This window comes from Streptomyces clavifer (assembly GCF_036345975.1).
Lineage (GTDB): Bacteria > Actinomycetota > Actinomycetes > Streptomycetales > Streptomycetaceae > Streptomyces > Streptomyces clavifer.
The window spans coordinates 5,335,252-5,352,301 of sequence record NZ_CP107793.1; the positions used below are offsets into that span (position 1 = coordinate 5,335,252).

General features: G+C 73.0%; 16 protein-coding genes. 10 read left to right on the plus strand and 6 right to left on the minus strand.

Annotation, left to right across the window (positions count from 1 at the left end; translation table 11 throughout):
* Window positions 1–5: 5 nt before the first annotated feature.
* Window positions 6–1,382: a hypothetical protein gene (locus OG927_RS23465; protein ID WP_124281099.1), complete on the plus strand. Its 1,377-nt coding sequence runs from the start codon at window positions 6–8 to the stop codon at window positions 1,380–1,382.
* An 88-nt stretch (window positions 1,383–1,470) separates the two neighbouring features.
* On the opposite strand, the gene OG927_RS23470 is transcribed toward OG927_RS23465, so the two are convergent.
* Window positions 1,471–1,887, minus strand: coding sequence for a Fur family transcriptional regulator (locus tag OG927_RS23470; protein WP_056794650.1), 417 nt, complete (start codon window positions 1,885–1,887; stop codon window positions 1,471–1,473).
* A gap of 245 nt (window positions 1,888–2,132) precedes the next feature.
* Between OG927_RS23470 and OG927_RS23475 the strand changes: the two genes are divergently transcribed.
* The 3 genes from OG927_RS23475 to ppk2 all read left to right on the plus strand — a co-directional run bounded on the left by OG927_RS23475 (window position 2,133) and on the right by ppk2 (window position 5,198).
* Window positions 2,133–3,596 carry a catalase gene (locus OG927_RS23475; protein ID WP_056794653.1) on the plus strand — a complete coding sequence of 488 codons (1,464 nt, stop codon included), beginning with the start codon at window positions 2,133–2,135 and terminating at the stop codon, window positions 3,594–3,596.
* A gap of 12 nt (window positions 3,597–3,608) precedes the next feature.
* Window positions 3,609–3,995: an ankyrin repeat domain-containing protein gene (locus OG927_RS23480; protein ID WP_056794655.1), complete on the plus strand. Its 387-nt coding sequence runs from the start codon at window positions 3,609–3,611 to the stop codon at window positions 3,993–3,995.
* 252 nt (window positions 3,996–4,247) lie between these two features.
* Window positions 4,248–5,198, plus strand: a complete 951-nt coding sequence (ppk2, locus tag OG927_RS23485) for a polyphosphate kinase 2 (protein ID WP_056794658.1) — start codon at window positions 4,248–4,250, stop codon at window positions 5,196–5,198.
* A gap of 345 nt (window positions 5,199–5,543) precedes the next feature.
* On the opposite strand, the gene OG927_RS23490 is transcribed toward ppk2, so the two are convergent.
* From OG927_RS23490 to OG927_RS23510, 5 genes are all read right to left on the minus strand, one after another.
* On the minus strand, window positions 5,544–6,539 hold the full coding sequence (locus tag OG927_RS23490; RefSeq protein ID WP_330320729.1) for an ornithine cyclodeaminase family protein: 996 nt from the start codon (window positions 6,537–6,539) through the stop codon (window positions 5,544–5,546).
* Between the two features lie 62 nt (window positions 6,540–6,601).
* The gene (locus OG927_RS23495; RefSeq protein WP_319104290.1) at window positions 6,602–7,525 is read right to left on the minus strand and encodes an ABC transporter permease; all 924 of its coding nucleotides are present in this window, start codon (window positions 7,523–7,525) and stop codon (window positions 6,602–6,604) included.
* On the minus strand, window positions 7,522–8,640 hold the full coding sequence (locus OG927_RS23500) for an ABC transporter permease (RefSeq protein WP_079099435.1): 1,119 nt from the start codon (window positions 8,638–8,640) through the stop codon (window positions 7,522–7,524). The genes OG927_RS23495 and OG927_RS23500 overlap by 4 nt, the downstream gene beginning before the upstream one ends.
* 157 nt (window positions 8,641–8,797) lie before the next feature.
* A complete protein-coding gene (locus OG927_RS23505) occupies window positions 8,798–10,474 on the minus strand; it encodes an ABC transporter ATP-binding protein (RefSeq protein WP_330320730.1) in 1,677 nt (558 codons plus the stop codon).
* On the minus strand, window positions 10,471–11,481 hold the full coding sequence (locus OG927_RS23510) for a BMP family protein (protein ID WP_330320731.1): 1,011 nt from the start codon (window positions 11,479–11,481) through the stop codon (window positions 10,471–10,473). The genes OG927_RS23505 and OG927_RS23510 overlap by 4 nt, the downstream gene beginning before the upstream one ends.
* Window positions 11,482–11,646: 165 nt before the next feature.
* Here OG927_RS23510 and OG927_RS23515 point away from each other — a divergent pair, with 165 nt between their 5' ends.
* The 6 genes from OG927_RS23515 (at window position 11,647) to OG927_RS23540 (ending at window position 16,908) form a co-directional block, all read left to right on the plus strand.
* Window positions 11,647–12,402, plus strand: a complete 756-nt coding sequence (locus tag OG927_RS23515; protein ID WP_056794667.1) for a GntR family transcriptional regulator — start codon at window positions 11,647–11,649, stop codon at window positions 12,400–12,402.
* Between the two features lie 264 nt (window positions 12,403–12,666).
* Entirely contained in the window at window positions 12,667–13,866 is a 1,200-nt protein-coding gene (locus OG927_RS23520; RefSeq protein ID WP_056794669.1) for a Cmx/CmrA family chloramphenicol efflux MFS transporter, read from the plus strand.
* A gap of 300 nt (window positions 13,867–14,166) precedes the next feature.
* Complete coding sequence (locus tag OG927_RS23525) at window positions 14,167–14,673, plus strand: hypothetical protein (protein ID WP_371612844.1); 507 nt, start codon at window positions 14,167–14,169, stop codon at window positions 14,671–14,673.
* Entirely contained in the window at window positions 14,670–15,068 is a 399-nt protein-coding gene (locus OG927_RS23530; protein ID WP_330320732.1) for a transcriptional regulator, read from the plus strand. Before OG927_RS23525 ends, OG927_RS23530 begins: the two co-directional genes overlap by 4 nt.
* The gene (locus OG927_RS23535; RefSeq protein WP_124281092.1) at window positions 15,065–15,976 is read left to right on the plus strand and encodes an ABC transporter ATP-binding protein; all 912 of its coding nucleotides are present in this window, start codon (window positions 15,065–15,067) and stop codon (window positions 15,974–15,976) included. Before OG927_RS23530 ends, OG927_RS23535 begins: the two co-directional genes overlap by 4 nt.
* Window positions 15,973–16,908, plus strand: coding sequence for an ABC transporter permease (locus tag OG927_RS23540; RefSeq protein WP_079099433.1), 936 nt, complete (start codon window positions 15,973–15,975; stop codon window positions 16,906–16,908). The genes OG927_RS23535 and OG927_RS23540 overlap by 4 nt, the downstream gene beginning before the upstream one ends.
* The last annotated feature ends 142 nt before the right edge of the window (window positions 16,909–17,050 follow it).

The following is a 17,050-nucleotide window of genomic DNA, read 5'->3' on the forward strand; positions in this document are numbered from 1 at the left end:
GGAGTATGCGGAAGAGGCTGTTCGCTCCCCTGTGGGCCTGCCTGCTGCTGATCCTCACGGCGGCCGTGCTGGCGATGTCCCCGGCTGCTCCGGCCGCCGCCCCCGCCACGGTCGACGAGGTGGGCCAGGCCCTGCGCGAGGATCCGGTGTACGTGGACCCGGCGGCGGCCGGCCGGCTCTCGGCGGCCCAGGAGGGTGCCCTGGAGCGGAAGATCCTGAACGCCGACAAGCCCGTGTTCGTGGCGGTGCTCCCGGCGACCTCCGAGTTCCCCGAGCAGAACCTCCTCCAGAACATCCGTACCGACACCGGTATCACCGGCGTCTACGCGGTACGCCTGGGCGACGGATTCGACGCGGGCGCCGACCCGCAGGTGATGCCGGTCCGGGCGGTCGACAACCTCACCACGGCCGTGAAGGCCCCCGCCGTGGACACGGACACCGTCACCCAGCTCAACGCCTTCGTGGACCGGGCCGTCGAACAGGCCCGGGGCAGCGCCCCCGCCTCCTGGTCGGACGGCGGCGGCGACACGGCGGGCGGAACGGCCACGACCGGCCTCGTCGTGCTCGGCGCGGTGGCCGTGGCGGGCGGTGCCGGCGCGTACGCGGTCGTCCGCCGCAACCGGAGGCGCAAGGAGGAGGAGGAGCGGGCCTCCCTCGAGAAGCTCCGGGTCGTCGTCGACGAGGACATCACCGCGTACGGGGAGACCCTGGACCGGCTCGACTTCCACCCCGGCGAGGCGGGCGCCGACGACGAGATGCGCGCGGACTACGAACGGGCGCTCGACTCCTACGAGGACGCCAAATCCCGGATGGGCGACGCCCGGCACCCCTCCGACGTACGCGGAGTCACCAGGGCTCTGGAGGACGGCCGCTTCTCCCTCGCCGTCCTGGAGGCGCGGCGCAGGGGGCGTGAACTCCCGGCCAGGCGCCCGCCCTGCTTCTTCGACCCGCGCCACGGCCCCTCCGTCGCCGACGTCCGGTGGACCCCGTCCGGCGGCGCGGCCCGCGAGGTCCCGGTCTGCGGCGCCGACGCGGTGCGGCTGCGCGAGGGCGAGGAGCCGATGGGCCGCACGGTCGACGTCGGCGACGGGCGGCGCCGCCCGTACTGGGAGGCGGGCCCGGCGTACGGCCCCTGGGCGGGTGGCTACTTCGGCGGCGGCCTGCTGCCGGGCCTGCTGGTCGGCACGGTGCTCGGCTCGATGCTCGCGACCCCGGCGTACGCGGCGGAGTACGGCGGCGGTGACTTCGGCGGTGGCGGCGGGGAGTGGAGCGGCGGCGACTTCTCCGGCTCCGACTTCGACTCGTCCGGTTTCGGCGGTGGCGGCGGTTTCGGCGACGGTGGCGGTTTCGGCGGTGGCGGTTTCGACGGCGGCGGGTTCTAGGAGCTCGACGCGTGGCCGGTCCTGTGAGCGGCCCCGGCCGCCCGGCTCACCGCACGGACAGGGGCCGGTGAAGCGACCGGGCGTCCGGCTACGCCGTCACGCAGCCGGGGCACACGCCCCGGTACGTCACTTCCGCTTCGGAGACCGTGAAGCCGAAACGCTCCGCCTGCGGCAGTGCCGCCAGGGGGTCGCCCACCGGATGCACGTCGCGGATCGCGCCGCAGCGGGCGCAGACCAGGTGCTGGTGCGGGCGGTGCGCGTTCGGGTCGTACCGCTTGGCACGGCGGTCGGTCGACACCTCCAGCACCTCGCCGAGGCTCACCAGCTCGCCCAGCGCGTTGTAGACGGTCGCCCGCGAGATCTCCGGAAGCCTCTTCACGGCGCGCGCGTGCACCTCGTCGGCGGTCAGATGCACATGGTCGCCGTCGAGGACCTCGGCCACCACACGCCGCTGTGCGGTCATGCGCCAGCCCCGTACGCGGAGTCGTGCCAGGAGGTCACTCATACGAGCCAGCCTAACAGTGACCAGTAATAATTCCCGAACGGATATGGCTTTGGATGACTGCTTGACTTGGATCGAGTCCAATGTAGGGTTGGTCCCGGCAGACGCCGAGGGGGCGGAGCACCGTCCGGGCGGACGACCACACCATCAGGTCGGCCGTACGCGCAGTGTCCGGGCCGGCCGGTTGCGCGACCGGCGAGGCAGCAGGTCTCGACGCACGCGACGAACAACTCACCGAGGAGCGAGCTTTGCCCGAGAACAACCAGAAGCCGTTGACCACGGTCGCCGGCGCACCGGTTCCCGACAACCAGAACTCCCTGACCGCCGGTCCGCGGGGCCCGATGCTCCTGCAGGACGTGTGGTTCCTGGAGAAGCTCGCGCACTTCGACCGCGAGGTCATCCCGGAGCGCAGGATGCACGCGAAGGGGTCGGGCGCGTTCGGGACCCTCACGGTGACCCATGACATCACCCGCTACACCAGTGCCAAGGTCTTCTCCGAGGTCGGCAAGAAGACCGAGATGTTCGCGCGCTTCTCCACGGTCGCGGGCGAGCGGGGCGCGGCGGACGCCGAGCGCGACATCCGCGGTTTCGCGCTGAAGTTCTACACCGACGAGGGCAACTGGGACCTCGTGGGGAACAACACCCCGGTGTTCTTCTTCCGCGACCCCCTGAAGTTCCCCGACCTCAACCACGCCGTGAAGCGGGACCCGCGCACCAACCTGCGTGACGCCGAGAACAACTGGGACTTCTGGACCAACCTCCCCGAGGCGCTGCACCAGGTCACCATCGTGATGTCCGACCGCGGCATCCCCGCGTCCTACCGGCACATGCACGGCTTCGGCTCGCACACCTACAGCCTGATCAACGCCGAGGGCGAGCGGTTCTGGGTCAAGTTCCACCACCGCACCCAGCAGGGCATCAAGAACCTCACCGACGCCGAGGCGGAGGCCCTGGTCGGCAAGGACCGCGAGTCCCACCAGCGCGACCTCTTCGACGCGATCGAGGACGGCGACTTCCCGAAGTGGAAGCTGTTCATCCAGGTCATGCCGGAGGCCGACGCCGAGAACTACCGGTACCACCCCTTCGACCTCACCAAGGTCTGGTCGAAGAAGGACTACCCGCTGATCGAGGTCGGCGAGTGGGAGCTCAACCGCAACCCCGACAACTACTTCGCCGACGTGGAGCAGGTCGCCTTCACCCCGGCCAACGTGGTCCCGGGCATCAGCTACTCGCCCGACCGCATGCTGCAGGGCCGGCTGTTCTCCTACGGGGACGCCCAGCGCTACCGCCTGGGCGTCAACCACCACCAGATCCCGGTCAACGCGCCGAAGAACCCGGTGAACTCCTACCACCGCGACGGCGCCATGCGCGTCGACGGCAACCAGGGCGCCACCCCCGGCATCGAGCCGAACTCGTACGGCCGCTGGCGGGAGCAGCCCGCCTACCGCGACCCGGCCCAGGCCGTGGGAGCGATCGCCGACCGGTTCAACTTCCGCGAGGACGACGACAACTACTTCGAGCAGCCCGGCATCCTGTTCCGCAACATGAGCCCCGAGCAGCAGCAGGTGCTGTTCGCGAACACCGCGCGGGCGATCGACGGCGCTTCGCAGGCGACCGTCGAGCGGCACATAGGCAACTGCACCCAGGCCGACCCGGCCTACGGCGAAGGCGTGCGCAAGGCGATCGACGCGCTGGCCGCCGGAACGCTCTGAGCGGAGGTACCGATGAACGACGCCGGACTCACCCCCGAACAGACCGGCCAGGTCGTGGACATCGCCATGGAGCTGGCCCGGTCGGGCCGCACCGAGCAACTGGCGGAGTTCGTCGACCACGGGCTCCCGGTCGACTCGGCCGACCCGGACGCCAACACGCTCCTCATGCTCGCGGCCTACCACGGGCACGCCGGGACGGTGAGCGCGCTGCTCGACCGCGGCGCGAATCCGGACCTGCGCAACGCGCGCGACCAGGCTCCCCTCGCCGGCGCGCTGTTCAAGGGTGAGGACGAGATCGTCGCCCTGCTGCGCGCGGCCGGTGCCGACCTCGACGCGGGGACGCCGAGCGCACGGGCTGCCGCGGCCATGTTCGGCCGGGAGCACCTGCTGGCCGGCTGAACCGCCCGGGAGGGCTACGACTTCGGCGGGCGGCCGCGGGCCGCGGTCCAGGCCCTGCGCGGCCCGCGGCACCGCCCGCCGTCGAGGAAGGGGCCGGATCTCCGTCCAGGGGGCCGGCCCCTTCCGCCTGTCCGGGCAGCCCTCCGCGACCACTTGTCCGGCGTGCGGCCCTGGGGCCCGAGGGCGGCGAGGCCGCCCGGACGGATACCGGGCCCTGTGGCAATCGAGCCGAACGGGTGTCAGGCTGGGCAGGTGGACCGTGATCAAGTGGGCAAGCAACTGCTGGACGGGCTGACCGTCGACACGAGCAGGCCGGAACGGCCGATCCTGCTCGACGAACAGGGCCGGCCGATCAAGACCTGGCGGGAGAACTACCCCTACGACCGCAAGGTCCGCCGCAAGGAGTACGAGCGGGCCAAGCGCGTCCTGCAGATCGAGATGCTGAAGCTGCAGCGCTGGACCAAGGAGACCGGGGCGCGGGTCGTCGTGGTGTGCGAGGGCCGTGACGCGGCCGGCAAGGGCGGCACCATCCAGCGCTTCACCGAACGCCTCAACCCCCGTGGCGCGCGCATCGTCGCCCTGGACAAGCCCACGGACCGTGAGCGCGGGCAGTGGTACTTCCAGCGGTACGTGGCCCACATGCCGGCCCGCGGTGAGATCGTCTTCTTCGACCGCTCCTGGTACAACCGGGCCGGCGTGGAACGCGTCATGGGCTTCTGCACCCCGCCCGAGTACGAGCTGTTCCTCAGGCAGTGCCCGGCGTTCGAGGAGATGCTGGTGGACGACGGCGTCATCCTGGTGAAGTTCTGGTTCTCCGTCTCCCGGGCCGAACAGCGCACGCGTTTCGCGATACGCCAGGTCGATCCCGTCCGCCAGTGGAAGCTCTCCCCGACGGACGTCGACTCGCTCGACCGCTGGGACGACTACACCACGGCGAAGATCCACATGTTCCGGGCCACCGACACCGGACACGCTCCCTGGACCGTCGTGAAGAGCAACGACAAGCGGCGTGCCCGCCTCGAAGCCATGCGCAGCCTGCTCGCGCGGATCGACTACACGCCCAAGGACGCCGACGCCGTCGGTGCGCCCGACCCCCTGGTCGTGGGCCCGGCAGCCACCCTGCTGGAGCCGGGCGAGGAGGACACGGTGCTGTCACCCACCCCGCTCGCGGGGCACACCGAGGGTCCGGGAGCACATCCGTAGACCTGACCGGCGAGCGCGGTTCCCGAGGGCGGCACTTTCGGCAGGCCGGTCCGTCCGGGGGCCCGAGGGCTGCGCGCAGCGGGAGGCCGATCCCGTGGACTGCTTCGCCAGGTCCGACCTCCACGTCGAGGTGGCCTACCAGCCGGCCGACCGCTACTGGACGTTCCAGTGGATCGAGACGGCGGTTTCCTCGTCATGGCCGGACTTGTGACCGGCTTCTGCGCCTGGTGGCTGCGCCGCCGACTGAACTGACGGGGAACGCGGAGGGCGGCCGAAGCCAACGCAACTGGCTTCGGCCGCCCCCGCGACTCTACGGGTTCGTCCCCCGCGCGCCCGGGGCCGCCGTCAGCCGGAGAGGTCGATCCGGGTTCCCGAACCCCGCTCGTGGGCGAGGTCGATCAGCAGCCGGGCCACGGCCAGGTCCTGGAGTCCGACACCCACCGAGTCGAAGAGGGTGAGGTCGGAGTCGGCTGTGCGGCCCGGCTCGCGGCCCGCGAGTACGTCACCCAGTTCGCGGCGGAAGTCGTCCTCGCCGAGTGCGCCCTCGGCGAGCGGGATCAGGACCTCGCCGGACTTCGCCCGGGCCGTGGAGTAGGCGTCGACGACGATCCGGCAGCGGACGACGCCCTCCGTGTCGATCTCCCGGTGATCGGGGCGCGGCGGGGCGCCGACGGCGTTGATGTGCTGGCCCGGGGACAGCCACGCACCCCGGATCAGCGGCTCGCGCGACGGCGTCAGCGTGCACAGGACGTCCGCGGACTCCGTCACGGCCTGCGGTCCGGCCAGCACGCGCGCCTCGACGCCGAGTTCGGCGGTGATCCAGCCGGCCAGCTCCCGGCTCCGGGCAGGCGTACGGCCCCACAGCACGACCTGCTCGTAGGCGCGCCCCGGCAGCAGCGCGCGGGCGTGGGCGCGGGCCAGCGGACCGGTGCCGACGAGTCCGAGGACGCGGGCGTCCTGCCGGGCGAGTACGCGGGTGGCGACCGCGGTGGCCGCGGCGGTCCGCGCGCGGGTGATCTCGGCCCCGTCGACGAGCGCCTCGCACGCACCGGTCCGCGCCGACACCGCGAGGACGGCCGACCGCTGCACGGGAAGCCCCCGTTCGCGGTTGCCGGGCAGGTCGGCCAGCAGCTTCACCGCTGCCAGCCCGGCCGGGCCGGACGCCGACGCCATCGCGAGGAAGGTCCCGTCCGAGCCCTGGAGCCGCATGGCCGGCGGGGGCGGCAGGACGGCTCTGCCCCCGGCGAGATCCAGGTGGCACCGCTCCACCGCCGCCTCGACGTCCTCCAGGGCGTCCGCGAGCAGGGCGACGACGTCGGAGCGGGTCAGGATCAGTGTCATGTCTTCGTTCCTTACGGAGAGTTGCGCGCGTGCGGGTGCGCGTCCGGGTGCGGTGGGCGCGGTCAGCTGCCGCGCAGGAAGGGGACGGTCAGCCCCGAGGGCGCCCGGCTGCGGCCGACCAGTCCGCTGACCGCGAGCAGCGCGACGACGTACGGCAGCGTCGTCAGGAGCGGCGCGGACACGTGCAGTCCGAGAGCCGGTGCCGCGAACTGGAGGGACTGCGCCACGCCGAAGAACAGGCAGGCCAGGATCGTGGGCCAGGCCAGCCAGCGTCCCGCGATCACCGCGACGACCGCCAGGTAGCCGATGCCCCCGGTGATGTTGTCGCTGAAGGCGTGCACCTCCGACAGCGCCAGCTGGGCGCCCGCCAGGCCCGAGACGGCGCCGGTGAGCAGCACGGCCGCGAAGCGGACGGCCCGTACCGGGAGGCCGCACCGGTCCGCGGTGGTCGCGTCCTCGCCGATCGCGTCGACCGCCAGGCCCCACCCCGTACGGCGGCTGAATCCCAGGGCCAGGGCCGCGGCGACGGCGAAGGCGGCGTAGCCGAGGGCCGTCTGCTCGAAGAGGGCCGGCCCCAGGACGGGGATGCGGTGCAGGCCGGGCACGGGGATCGGATCGAACCCGGGCACCGAGTCGGCGGAGGCATCGCCGAACACGAGACGGGATCCGTACGTCGTCGCGCCGAGGGCGAGGGCGTTCGCGGTGATGCCCGTGACGATCTGGTCGGCGCGCAGGACGACGCTGAGCAGCGCCTGGAGGGCGGCGAAGAGCAACCCCGCGGCGAGGGCGGTCAGCACCCCCACGCCCGCGCTCCCCGAGGCGAGGGCCCCGGCGGCACCCGCGAAGGCACCGGTCAGCATCATGCCCTCGACGGAGAGGTTGAGTACGCCCGCCCGTTCGCTGAGCAGTTCGCCCGACGAGGCGAGCAGGAGAGGGATGGCCAGGCGCACCCCGCCCGCGGCGAGTTCGTCCAGGACCGCACTCATGAGGTACTCCGGTTACGTGTGGTGGCGAACATGGCCGCGGCGACGAACAGCACGAGCAGGCTCTGCACGATCTGTACGGAGGAGGCGGGGACCCCGGCCGCCAGCTGGAGGTTGATGCCGCCGTTGGTGAGGAAGCCGAAGAGGAGTGACACGGCGGCCACGGCGGTGAGCGATCCGCGGGCCAGCAGGCCCACCACCAGTCCGGAGAAGCCGTACCCGGAGGAGAAGTGCTCGGCCAGCACGTACGGGGCCATGGCGACGAGGCCCGCGCCCGCCACGCCCGCCGCGCCCCCGGCGAAGGCCAGACCGCCCGTCTCCAGCCGTGCCACGGGCAGACCCAGTCGGGCGGACGCGGCGGGGGAGTGCCCGACGGAGCGCAGACGCAGACCGACGGCCGTGCGGCGCAGCACCACCCCGGTGATGACGGCGGCCAGCGCCGCGATGACCACGATCGCGGTGGCGGGCGACTCGATTCCGCCGATCAGCGGCAGCCGGGCCCCTTCGGGCAGGGGCGCGGACTGCGGCAGCGTCTCGGACGACGTCACGGGCTGGCGCAGCAGAGCCTCTTCGTGGACGGCCACCGAGACGAGGCCGACGCCGATGAAGTTGAGGAGCAGCGTCGTGATGACCTCGCTGGTGCCCCTCCTCGTGCGCAGCCGGGCGGCGATCCCGGCCCAGGCCGCTCCCGCCGCGAAACCGGCCACGAGGACCAACGGCACTCCGAGCACGGCGGGCACGCCCGCGGGCAGTGCCAGGCCGACGGCCGCGGCTGCCAGCCCGCCCGCGCAGAGCTGTCCTTCGCCGCCGACGTTCACCAGCCCGGCACGGTGCGCGACGGTGAAGCCGGTGGCGATGAGGGCCAGCACGGCCGCCGAGTTGAGGGAGCTCCCGATGGCGTACGGCGAGCCGAACATGCCCTCGGCCAGGGCGTTCCAGGCGGTCGCCGGCGTGGTCCCGGCTCCCAGCACGAGCCCGAGGCCCGCCGCGCCCGCGAGCACGACGGCGAGCAGGCCGACGCTGACGGGGTGCCCCAGGAGAGGGGCGAGACGGGGCAGCGCCGCGCGCGGGGCGGAGGAGGGAGCGGGGGCGGACGGGGGAAGCGGTGGGGGAGGCATGGCGGCTCCTTCGGACGGGGCGGGGTGCGCGCGGCCGGGCAGCGGACGCGGGAGTGCCGGCGCGCGGGTGCGGCGTACGTGGTGCGGGGTTCGGGGTTCGGCTTCCCGGGGGACGTCCCCCGGGAAGACGCCGTGGGGTGGCTGAGGCGTGGGTGGTTCAGTGCCGGGGAGCGTCGCCGGGCACGGGCCGGGGGGCGGTCGCGGCCGCGCGGCCGGCGCCTTTCGTACCGGATCCCGCAGGGTGGTCGGCGCCGAGCATCAGGGCGCCGATCCGCTCCCGGGCATCCGGCTGCGACGGGTCGACCGGGCCCAGCAGCTTCCCGCGGTAGGCCACGACGATCCGGTCGCACAGGACGAGGAGTTCGGACAGCTCGCTGGAGACCACCAGCACGGCCGTTCCCTTCGCGGACGCCTGGCGGATACGGGAGTGCACGGCGCCCACCGCCCCGATGTCCAGGCCGCGGGTGGGCTGGGCGGCGGCCAGGCACACCAGCGGGTCGAGCGCCAGTTCCCTGGCCAGCACCACCTTCTGCTGGTTGCCGCCGGACAGCGACGACATGAGGGCCCCCGGGCCGCCCGACCGGATGCCGTGCCCGGTGATCACGGCATCGGCTGCGCGGCCCATGGCCCGCCTGTCCAGGAACACCCCGTACCTGCGGAACCGGTCGAGCCGGCCGAGGAAGAGGTTCTCGGCCACCGGGAGTTGAGGGACGCATCCCTCCCGGTGGCGGTCCTCCGGCACCACGCCCAGACCCGCCCGGGTCCGCTCCCGCGGGGCCGCGCGCGTGATGTCGCGTCCGGCGAGTTCCACCCGCCCGGTGTCGGGGGCGAGCGCGCCGCCGAGCAGGGCCATGAGCTCGCTCTGCCCGTTGCCCTCGACCCCGGCGATCCCGACGATCTCCCCGAACCCGACGTCCAGGGAGGTCCTGTCCAGTGCGTACGACCCGTCGGCGCGCCGTACACCGACGTCGCTGAGGCGCAGCGCCCCCGGCCCGCGGCGGCGCTCCGCGCCGGACGTGCCGGTCTCGGGGGAGGTCCCGGTCCCCGGCCCGGCCGACGCCCCGGCCCCGGGGGAGGGCCTGTCCTCCGTCAGGCCGATCGTGCCCGCGAGCCCCGCGTCCAGCGAGGCGGCGGGCCGTCCGATCATCAGCGGGACCAGCCGTTCCGGGGGCAGTTCGGCCAGCGGTCCGCCACCTGCCACCCGTCCCACGCGCAGGACGGTCGCCGCATCCCCCGCCCGTGCCGCCTCGCCGAGTTTGTGCGTCACCAGGACCACCGCGTGCCCCGCCGCCGCGATCCGGCGGCAGGTCGCCAGCAGGGCGTCCGTCTCCGCCGGCCCGAGGACACCGGTCGGCTCGTCCAGCACGAGGAGCCGGGGCTCCCGCAGGAGCGCCTTGACGATCTCGACGCGCTGTCGCACGCCGACGGGCAGATCACTCACCCGCGCGTCGAGGTCCGGTTCGAGGCCGTACTCCTCGCGCACGCGCGCCACCCGCCGCGGCAGGTCCCGCAGCCGCAGGAGGCGCAGGTTCTCGCCGACCGTCAGGGTCGGCACGAGGCTGAAGTGCTGGTGGACCATGGCGATCCCGGCAGCGAGCGCGTCGGCGGGGCGACGGGGCGCGTAGGGCGTGCCGTACAGCCGCAGCACGCCCTTGTCCGGGACGAGGGCGCCGCCCACCACGTGGCACAGGGTCGATTTGCCGGCGCCGTTCTCCCCGAGCACGCAGTGCACGGTGCCTGCCTCGACGACGAGGCGCACATCGTCCAGGGCCCGCATCGTGCCGAAGGACTTGGTGAGCCCGGAGATCTCCAGTGCGGGTGCCGTCGCGCTCATCGGGTGGTGATCTCCCCGGCCGTGATCTTCCGCTTCAGCTCGTCGAGCTTCTCGCCCACGGCCGGGCCGGGGTCGCCGCAGAGCACGATGTCGTTGTGCGGCTCCGCGAACGTCAGCCCGAAGTGGACGGCCTCCGCCTTCCAGTCCCCGGCGACGAGGTGGTCCACCGCGTACTCGATCTCCGCGCCGACGTCCGTCTCCACGTACGCGGCGAACGCCGGGTCGGACCCGCACTCCCGGGCAATGGGTCCGCCGACCAGCGCCCCGTCGCGCTGCCCGGCGGCCTGGGCGACCCCCTTGTGGCCGAGGTTGAGGATCTGCCCCAGCACATCCGCGCCCGCGCCGAAGCCGGCCAGAGCGGACTGCTTGGCCTTGGCCACGTCGTTGAAGTCGCCCACGTACTGCGGGGTGAGGACCTTCACGTCCGGGTCGGCCGCCTCGGCCCCCTTCCGGTACTCCTTCGCGGCGTTCACGATCGCCGGGAGCTCCGCACCGCCTATGAACCCGACCGTGCCGGTCTTCGAGAGCAGCGCGGAGGCCGCGCCGGACAGGAAGGCCGCCTCGGCCTGCTGCGGGTCGTACACGGAGAGGTTCGCCCCCGGCTTTCCGTCGGCGGGGCCCCCGATCTCGGCGAACTTCACCTTCGGGAAGCGTGCCGCGACGTTGCGGACGTCCGCGTCCGTCTGCCCGCCGAGGGAGATCACCAGGTCCGAGGTGGTGGCAAAGCGGACCAGGGCCTTCTCGTAGTCGGCTGTCGCCACCTGCTCGACCTTGCTGAACCGCACCGCGCCGGCGTGCTTCTCCGCGGCCCGCTGGTAGCCGAGGTACGCCGACTCCATGAAGCCGTCGTCGGAGAGCGAACCGGGGAAGAGGACGCCGACCTCGAGCGTGTCACCGCCGTCCGCGCCGTCGGCCGCGGAGGAGCCGCCGCAACCGGTCAGCAGGAGGAGACCCGCCACCGCGGCGGCGACGGCGACGAGGGAGGGAAGAGTTCGGGAAGGTGCCACTGGGGTGCCTCCAGGAGACGGGGCCCGCGAGCCGGTTAGTGGTATACCGCTATGTGGCCCCAGTTTCCGGGTGGGATGTTGCCGCTGTGTTAGCGAGCGGTTAGCAGTAGTGGACCTGCTGCCCGGTCCGATTACGGTGGGAGCGTTCCGACCGCGGAGGAAGCCTTGGAGTCAGCAGCGCAACCGTCCGGCCCGGGACGCCGCTCACTGCGCGACCACGCGTACGAGACCCTGCGGCGACGCATCATCGAGGTCGAACTCCGGCCGGGGGAAAGGCTCGTGGAGCGCGACCTGGCCACGGAGCTGCGGGTCTCGCGCATCCCGCTTCGCGAGGCACTGCGCCTCCTGGCGGCCGAGGGCCTGGTCCTGCTGGTGCCGCACCGGGGCGCCCTGGTCGCGCCGTTCACCCCGAGCGACGTCCGTGACCTCTTCGACGTACGCGAGTCCCTGGAGTCCCTCGCGGCCCGTCTGGCGGCGGAACGGGCGGACGAGGAGGGGTTGCGGCGCCTCGCGGCCCGCCTCGACGCCGCCCGCACGGCGACCCGCGAGCACGACCGCCCCACGATCGCCGCCGCCAACGCGGCCTTCCACACCGACATCGTCGATCTCGCGGCCAACGCGCTGCTCAGCGGGGTGATGCGCCCCCTGGAGGCGCGCATGCACTGGCTCTTCCACCTGACGGCCCAGCGCGATCCCGCCCAGCAGTGCGCGGAACACGAGCGCCTGTACGAGGCCATCGCCGCTCGCGACGGTGACCGTGCGGCCCGCCTGGCGCACGAACACGTCGCGGACGGACGCCCGGCCAGCCTGGCCCTGGCCGCCCGGTGGTCCATGCCGGACATCGACCCGGAGGCGATCGCCGCACGGCGGCGACGCGGACGGGCCGAAGCGGGCAAGCGGGGGGCGGCGGGAGACGCCTAGCCGGCGCGGGACATGGCGCCGCGGCACCCGCCGGCCCCCGTATAACCACGTGCCGCGACGGGCGTCGGTCGGGTAGCGTGCGGGACATGTCGAGTCCTGAGTCGGACGAGGTGGGGGCTTTCGGTCACGCCGTCAGCCCCCTGAACCACTGAGCTCGAAGCCCTGTCGTCGCGCCGCGTCCGCGGACGGGACGAGGCGCTGCTGCCGGGGTTGACCGCGGTGACGAGATGACCCTCTCGTTCCTCCTCACCCCGGAGCCACTCGATGCCACTCCCGCTGTATCTGCTTGCCGTGGCGGTCTTCGCCATGGGCACCTCCGAGTTCATGCTCGCCGGCCTCCTGCCGGACATCGCCTCGGACTTCGATGTCACCGTCGGGACCGCGGGCGTACTCACCTCCGCCTTCGCGATCGGCATGGTCGTCGGCGCGCCCCTCGTGGCCGCACTGGCCCGCAACTGGCCCCGGCGCTCCAGCCTGCTCGGTTTCCTCCTCGCTTTCGCGGCGGCTCACGCCGTGGGCGCCTGCACCACGAGCTTCCCCGTGCTGCTGGCCACCCGGATCACCGCCGCGCTGGCGAACGCGGGGTTCCTCGCCGTCGCTCTGACGGCTGCCGCCACCCTGGTCCCGCCCGACCGGAAGGGACGCGCGCTGGCCGTGCTGCTGTCCGGCACCACGCTCGCCACGATCGCCGGTGTCCCCGGCGGTTCGGTGCTCGGCACGCTGTTCGGCTGGCGGGCCACCTTCTGGGCCGTCGCGGTCCTCTGCCTGCCCGCGGCTCTCGGCGTCCTGAAGGGCATCCAGGACGTACGTGCGCGGGAACAGGCCACTGACGGGCCGGACCTGCGGGCCGAGCTCGCCCAGACGGCAAGGCCGCAGCTGATCCTGATGATGCTGCTGGGCGCGCTGGTGAACGCCGCCACCTTCGCCGGCTTCACGTTCCTCGCCCCCGTCGTGACCGGCACCGCCGGGCTGAGCGCGTTGTGGATCTCCGTCGCCCTGGTGCTCTTCGGTCTCGGCTCCTTCGTCGGCGTCACCGTTGCCGGGCGGCTGTCCGACCAGTACCCCGGTCCGGTCGTCGCGGTCGCCGGCCCGCTGCTGCTCATCGGGTGGCCGGCCCTGGCCGTGCTGGCCGACAGGCCGGCCGCCCTGCTCGTCCTCGTGTTCGTCCAGGGCGCTCTGTCGTTCGCGCTGGGCAGCACGCTGATCACACGGGTCCTCTACGCCGCCGCAGGAGCCCCCACCATGGCCGGTTCGTACGCGACGGCGGCACTCAACGTCGGCGCCGCCGTCGGCCCCCTCGTCGCCGCGGCCACGCTCGGCACCGCAGCCGGGAACCTCGGGCCGTTGTGGGCGAGCGGGTCCCTGGTCGCCCTCGCACTGCTCATCGCGTTCCCCTTCCGTGCGCTGATCGCGGCCGGCCGAAGCGCGGAGGCGCCGGGGCAGCCCCTGCGCCTCTCCCCCTGACCACAGGGGAAGGCGAAGACCCGCACCGCCGCGCCCGGCACCGCACTCCGGTCCGCGCAGGGCCCGAGGGGCTGTCCGATCACGCCCGGACAGCCCCTCGGCGCGATCTTCGCGGTCCTGCCCCCCCGACTTGCCTGAGAGGAAAGCCGAAGGTAGCTTTCCTGGTGGGAAAGTCGGGGGGTGGTCGTTCCGCGCGGGTGTACGCCGCCGTCCCGGACCCTCCCGCAGCTCTTTCGAACCACCCGGCACCGCACCTGAAGTGCCGTGAACCGACGTGATCGTCAAGGGAAGGCGACGGCTGTGAGCACACCGATGAGTGCCGAACAGGCGTGGAGGGACCTGCAGCGCATCCGGGTGCCGCAGGAACGGGTGTACGACGAAGTGGAGCGGTCCGCCTCCGGCGGCCGCCGCGCCGCATACGCCACGGCCGCGATCATGTGGGTCTTCCTGGCCGGCCTGGGCCTCGACCTGCCCCGATGGGGCGTCTGGCTGATGGTGGCCGCCTACCTCGTGCTGCTGAGCGTGCCGGCCGTGCACCACCACCGCAGGAGCCAGGTGCTGCTGCACCACTCCCACTGCACCTGGCGGATGTTCGCCACCTTCGCCGCGGGGGCGGTGGTGACCGGCGGGACGGCCCTGCTGTCCGGGCGCCTGACGGAGTCGCTGGCGCCGATGACCGCCGGCCTGATCCAGGCCACGGCCTCGGCCACCGCGTTCCTGCTGTTCGTCGGGCCCGCGAGCCGCTGGGCGGTCGGCTCGCTGCGACGCCCCGGCGCACGGACCTACCGAGCGGGAGCGGACCGATGAGTGCCCCCGCCGGTTTCGACGAGCTGATCCACCCGGCCACCCGGCTGTCGCTCGTCGCCCTGCTCGCCACCACCGAGTGGGCCGACTTCGCGTTCGTCCGCGACAGCCTCTCCCTCAGCGACTCCGCGCTCTCCAAACAGCTCCACACCCTGGAAGAGGCCGGTTACCTCGAGATCCACAAGGAGGGAGGCGGCCGCAAGCGACGCACGAGGGTACGGCTGACGGACCACGGCCGCACCGCCTTCGACGGCCATGTCTCGGCGCTCCGGGCGATCGTCGAGGGCGCCGGGCTCACCGCGGCGGCCGGCGCCGCAGCAGCGGCGGACGGCATCCCCGTGCCGACTGCGAGCGGCTCGACACCACCACGGCAGGACCATGCGGAGGCAGGACGATGACGACGCCCACCACGACCGCCCGACCTGTCGTCCGGGCACGCGACGTGACCATGTCGTACGGCGGCATCGACGTCCTCCACGGCGTCGACCTGGACATCCACCGCGGTGAGGTCTTCGCACTGCTCGGGCCCAACGGCGCCGGGAAGACCACCACCGTCGAGATCCTCGAGGGCTTCCGGCGGCGCTCCGCCGGTGAGGTCAGCGTCCTCGGCGCGGACCCGGAGCGGGGCGACGACGCATGGCGCGGCCGCATCGGACTGGTCCTGCAGTCCTGGCGCGACCACCGCCGCTGGCGGGTCGCCGAGCTGCTGACGCACTTCGCGACGTACTACCCCGACCCGCGCGACCCGGCCGCACTACTGGCGCTGGTGGGCCTCACCGGCCAGGCCGGGCAGCAGGTGGACCGGCTGTCCGGCGGCCAACGCCGACGGCTCGACGTCGCACTCGGCATCGTCGGCCGCCCCGAACTCCTCTTCCTGGACGAGCCGACCACCGGCTTCGACCCCGAGGCCCGCCACGAGTTCCACGTCCTGGTCGAACGGCTGGCCCGCGAGGAAGGTGTCACCGTGCTGCTCACCACGCACGACCTGGTGGAGGCCGAGCGGCTCGCCGACCGGATAGCCATGCTGGTCGGCGGCCGGATCCGGGCCTGCGGCACCCCGACGGAACTGGCCCTGCGGGCCGCCGCGCAGGCCGAGGTCCGCTGGACGGCCGACGACGGAACGCCCCGCCGTGAACGCACCGAGGACCCCTCGCGGCTGGTCTGGGAACTCCACCGCGACGCGGACGGACCGATCGCCGGGCTCGAGGTCCGCCGCCCGACGCTGGAGGACACCTATCTGCACATGGTGCATCAGGAGAACGACGGCACGGACGGCGCCGTGAACGGGAAGGTACGGGCCGCATGAGGGGGACACGCGTGACGAACGAGCCGGACACGGCCGACGTGGACGAAGCACCGGGCGGGACGAACGGGCCGCGCCGCCCCACCCGCCGCTACTGGCGGGCCGGCCTCCTCCGCGGCGGCATCGAGCTGCGGCACCTGCTCCGCAATCCCAAGGAGATGTCCGGCCACCTGCTCAATGTCGTCGTCGCCCTGCTGATCGCCGCCTACGTCAGCGACGACGTCCCCGGCACCAGCACCCCGATGGCGCACCTGGTGCTCGCGGGTTTCGCCGCCTATCTGCTGTTCCAGGTCGGGCTCGTCAACCTCCCGCAGATGCTCGTGACCGAAAGGGAGGAGGGAGCCCTCCTGCGGCTGCGCGCCACACCCGGCGGGATACCGGCCTACCTCGTCGCCAAGTGCCTGCTGGTGGTCGTCACCGCGGTCGGCACCCTGCTCCTGCTCCTGCTGTCCGCGGCGCTGATCGCGGACGGACCACTGCCGCAGGGGGCGGCAGGCTGGCTGACGCTGCTGTGGGTCACCACGCTGGGGCTGCTCGCGGTCGTACCGCTGGGCGCGGCCATCGGTGCCGTGCTGCCCAACCCGCGTGAGGCACTGGCGTTGATCATGCTGCCGACGATGGGGCTGCTGATCACCTCGGGAACGGTGTTCCCCATCACCTCGCTGCCCGTGCCGGTCCAGCAGGTGGCCTCCGTCTTCCCGCTGAAGTGGATGGCGCAGGGCCTGCGTTCGTCCCTGCTGCCGGACTCCGCACGGGCCGCCGAGCCGGCCGGCTCCTGGGAACTGCCCATGGTCGCCCTGGTGCTGACCGCCTGGGCAGTCCTCGGCTTCCTCCTGGCAGTCCCCTTGTTGCGCCGCGCCGCCCGCCGCGAGTCCGGCTCCCGCCTGACCGCGCGCCACGACAAGGCGGCGCGGAGCGGGGCGCCTGTCGCGTAGAGCGCGCTCACGGACCCCGCTCCTGCACGACAGCGGGCGCCCGGGGCGTGGGGAGCGGGATCCGAGGCGGGCAGGTTTGCCGCTTCGGCAAGTAAGTTTGTCGAAGCGGGACGTCGCGCGCATCATCTCCGGTAGATGGAGG